The sequence below is a fragment of the Photorhabdus africana genome, assembly GCF_035181445.1.
GTDB lineage: Bacteria > Pseudomonadota > Gammaproteobacteria > Enterobacterales > Enterobacteriaceae > Photorhabdus > Photorhabdus laumondii.
This window is the reverse complement of record NZ_JAXBVE010000088.1, coordinates 1-4,511: the sequence shown is the minus strand read 5'-3', so window position 1 is coordinate 4,511 and position 4,511 is coordinate 1. Positions and strand designations below refer to the sequence as shown.

Here is a 4,511-nt window from a genome sequence, read left to right as displayed (position 1 = left end):
GTTACGATTGCCAATAAACATCTGCGCCCCTTCAAGCGCCTGATAACCGGCAATATTGACGCTGTGTTTACTGTCGCCATTGCCGATGTGCACCATCACATTATTATCCCCGAAAGCCAGTGACTTAAAGCCCCCCATACCGACTTTGACGCCCACGTTTGAGGTTCCCCAATTGAGCGCGGTAAATTCGCCATTCCCCACACCCACCTGAATATTACCCGAGTAACTTAGCCGGTTATTCGATAGATGACTTGAATCGGTCTCAATGTTATTTTTGCGTTTCTCTGGCGCAGTGAAAATATCTGTATTATCCACAATCGCACCTTTGGCCGGCATCTCCGCATCCGCTGTACCGACACGCGAAAGATTGATATCGCTTTCAGCAATATGGTGACGCACTCGCTCTGAACGGGTTTCAAGTTCGCCTTTTTTATTCCAACTCAAGACGACTTTGTTATCAGCCAGCTTATTGATCCATTGATGGTGCTCATCCCGGGTAAATTTACGGCCGGTCACATCAACGTCAACTTCACTACGACGAGCTGAAACCGTAGTGTGAATATCCTGCGCCTTTAAGGCGATAATAAAGCGACGGGCAAAGCCATCCCGTTTGTCATCGTTTATCAAAGAACAGCCCACAAGACTAATGTGATCAGGTTTGTGCGTTATGCTTTTAGCCAAATTAGCGTCCTGATAAAACTGCGTTAATCTGGTCGCCAGTTCATCAGCGGTGTAGCCACTCAGACGCATGTTATTTTGCTCTGACGCATCACGTCCATGACCGACAACCTGCCAACGCAACTGACCGGATAATCGGGCAAGATCGCCATAAACCTCACGATATTTTCCCTTAGAGTCAAGTTGAACTACTACGCTGGAATCCGGGTGTTTACCCGCCAGATTAGCCGCTGCTTTGGCGGCTACAGGGTCATCCTCCATCTGGATAATGATCTGACCATCAAAACGAATTTCACGACCATCAATTTGCGGCGTCACCGCCACCATCTGCCAGTCATCAAGGGGTTTGCTAATTTTTCCACCTTGATGATGAGTATCGTCGATGATAGCAGGCTTTAACGCCTCTTCCTTACCAGATAACCCATCCAGCGCTTCCACCGCAGGGCGATGTTGCGGTTTCACCCAGACATGTTTCCGATAAAGCGCCTCAGTGTCTTTAAACGCATTATCCAACGCCTGACTGACCCAAACTTTGCCTTTCTCACCGACAATATCCACCAAGTCCCGATAATTGACGGTGTAGCTATTCAGTATCTGCTTACGTTGTCCATCAGTGGTTGCCTGTAGTGCCTGATAAACCGCCAGACTTTCGTTGACAGAATGACCACCATCAAATACCAAAAATGCCAGCGTATTGAGATAGCTCTGCTCAGCCGAGAAAGTAGGCTGTTTACGGGCGATATATTTATTGAGGTGCACCATGACATTGGTCGAACCAGACGCGCCTGTCAACACAGCGTGGCCGTGCGCTAACCCATTACGCTCAAATGTAGTTTCCTGTCCGGGGGTTAAGATCCGTGCCACGGCAATATTTCTGCCATACAAAAAGTCATCATATTTGCCATTCGCAGGCTGGTGGGGCAGCGCCGTACCATAATCGTTGGTCTTCAGCTTTCCAGTTACTTCAACTTCGTACGTGACGTCCGCCCCGACAGTCAGTTGAGTACCGAGCGAACGGGCTTCGCTGATAACATCATAATAAAAACGATCACCTTCAACCTTCCACGCCGCCCCAGACATCCCCATTTCCTTTGTGACCGCCATTCTTACCGCCAGAAATGGCACCTTAATCACAGCAAAACCATCATCAACCTGAGTCATCATGGTCTTGAAATTGGCAAAAGTCGGTTCGTCCAGAAACGTCATTAATTCAGGCACCCGACTAAACCAGGGGCGACAGTCCCTATTGATGACCTTGACAAAACTCTCCATCTTTTCAGCGACAATCTTCTCACGCTCGGTTATATCAGGATAACGACCCTCTACCCACTGTTCAAATTGCTCTACCAGAAATTGTCCTGTCTGCCGGGCTGTGGTCATGGCATCCTGTGGCGCTGTTTTCACCAATTCATGGGCCAACTCAGAATCAAAATGGCGGCCAAACAGGTTGTCGATATATTGTCCCGTTGCCTTTTCTTTACGGGCATCAGCCAGTAACTGTTGAGCTAACGTGTGTAATTCAGGATATGTCTGCAACTGGGTAGCGGCATCCTCAAATAGCTTAATGGTTTCCTGTTGTGTGACTTGTCCGCTAAGCCAAAGGTTTTTGACCCGCTCAACTAACGGCATACCTTCGGGAATCGCTTCCTGTTGCAATCGGCTAACGAAAACGATAAGGCTGTCACTTTCAGTTTTAGGCGCTTCCCGCTCTGCCACAGAGTTAGTCTGGGTCAATGGCTTGATTTGCAAATGAGTAAGACGATTAATTTCACTTTGCGCGATGTCGCCTTTCAAGCCCGCCACACGCCCGAACCCATCAAAGGATACCTGTTGGTCAAACTGTGCAACATGGTCAGGCGCCAAACTAATCCCCAGAACCCCGACGGATTCAGCTCTTTTTGCCTGAAGGTAGGCAACCAGTTCCCCCATTTCAAAACGCAGGCTTTTGACTAACCGACCACGCTTGGCAAACTCATGAGGATCATGCTGTTGCCAATGAGCAAGCGCTTGCTCAAGCTGCAACACATGCTGTTCATCAGGTTGTTCGACCGCATTGTTGAAAGCCTCACGTACTCCCTCTAGCGCCTTACTGGGCCGATCGGTATTTATCTGACCAAGATATCTTTTCGTTGAATCAATAAACCGTTTGTCACCCTGACTGAGCAAGAAAGGCTCAAACTCTCTCAATATAGAAAAACGGGATTTAAGGTTATCTCCACCCGCAGTTTGCCCTAATCCTTGCAAATTGATACCCGAAATTACAGGCGCTTTTGTGATTAACTTTCTGGGCTGATTTGAGATAGGTTCCACTACCCTATCGGATGACGTTCCGCTAAACAGAGAAATGACCGAAGCACCGGCATTTTTTGCACGAATTCCCGCGTTGATCTGCAACCGGCTAACAGCTTGTTTCGCACTCGCCAACGCTTGCAATTCTTCTTCGGTCAACCCCTGATAATATCGGTTTCCCGCTTCCGGCATTGATTCCGGATCAATATGGCTGCCGGTTTCTCCCGCCCCTGTTGACTCATAAGCTTTTTCTTCTGACAAGCCGCTGCCTCTTGCACCACTGCAAACAGGCTTGGCATTGCTCAACTTCGCCCCTTTAGCATCCGCCTGGGTCTGAGCCGCTTTACTTTCCGCCGCCGCAATATCACGCTGACCACGATTTTCTGCATTCTGATACGCGATATTGGCGTTATCCTTCGCCTTTTCCGCCTGCTGCTGTTGTAAAAATGCTTCTTCTTTTCTCTGCTCTGCTTTTAATTGCGCCTCTACACCATCAACAATGGCCTTATCACGATTCTGTTTACCTTTTTCCGCTCCGGCTGCTGATAGCGCCACGGTATCTTTTACTTTTTGCTGTGTATCAATCGCATCCCAATGGATATCCGCCAGCCGGTTTTCTAATGTCGGCTTAATATCATCCCATCGTTTCTGGATGTCCTCAGAGACTCCACCCGCATAGTCGAGATAATGGTTCTCTAACCCACCACTCTCATCAGTTTTATCTTTAAGTGCTTTAAATTTGTCCGCTAGTAAAGTCAGCTCTTCCGTCACTGCCTGAGCTTCTGCTTTTATCGCAGCACGCTGCACTTGCCCATTCCGGTTAAGCGCTTCCTGATCCGGTGATTCTAATTGGGATTGCGATTTCGCAATCGCGGCCAGTTGCTTCTCTTTTTCTTGTTCTAGAAGCTGGCGATCTTTTTCCGCTTTTTCTTTATCGTTTAACGCATTTTGCGCCGCTTTATCCTGTTTCGCGTGTTCGATAACAGCCTTAGTGAGTCGTGAGCACTTAGATTTAGCAACAATATTATCGAGAATATAACCTGCGCCATCATCCTCACCGGTTCCTTTAAACTCAATGCGGTTACTACCCGTTTTTGCTGTTAGTTCCAGTGTTTTATTTTGCCATTTCGCGGCGTCGCCAAAAGCCGAGAATACAAGTTTGCCATTCCATAAAACCTCCATACCACTGTCGGTAAGAGCAGCATGGAGACTATTGGAAAAATCAAAACTCAGTGAAATCACTTCTCCTTCAGACAAGTTTTGCAGATCCTGATAAATCGTGGTGTTTCTCTCCACATCAAGTTCACTGACGCGCTCCCCATGCCCCTCTTTTTCAAGGACATAAATATTGGCTGGGTGATATGCTTCAATACCATGAGTTGTCAACCAACCCAACTTACCTTGCTCAAAATCACCATTGATGATCAGATTAACTTCCTGTTCCGAATCATCGCTTTCATTAATATTCAATGAATGATGAATATTTTCGAGCTCAGGCGTTTTGACCGCGGTGACAGAACCAAGCAAACGATTGCTCAAATCTG

At 47.5% G+C, this 4,511-nt stretch carries 1 protein-coding gene; it reads right to left on the bottom strand.

From position 1 onward, the window contains the following. Window positions 1-4,511, bottom strand: a 4,511-nt coding sequence (locus tag SLS51_RS22505; protein ID WP_323840736.1) for a C80 family cysteine peptidase, incomplete at both ends; no start/stop codon positions are given.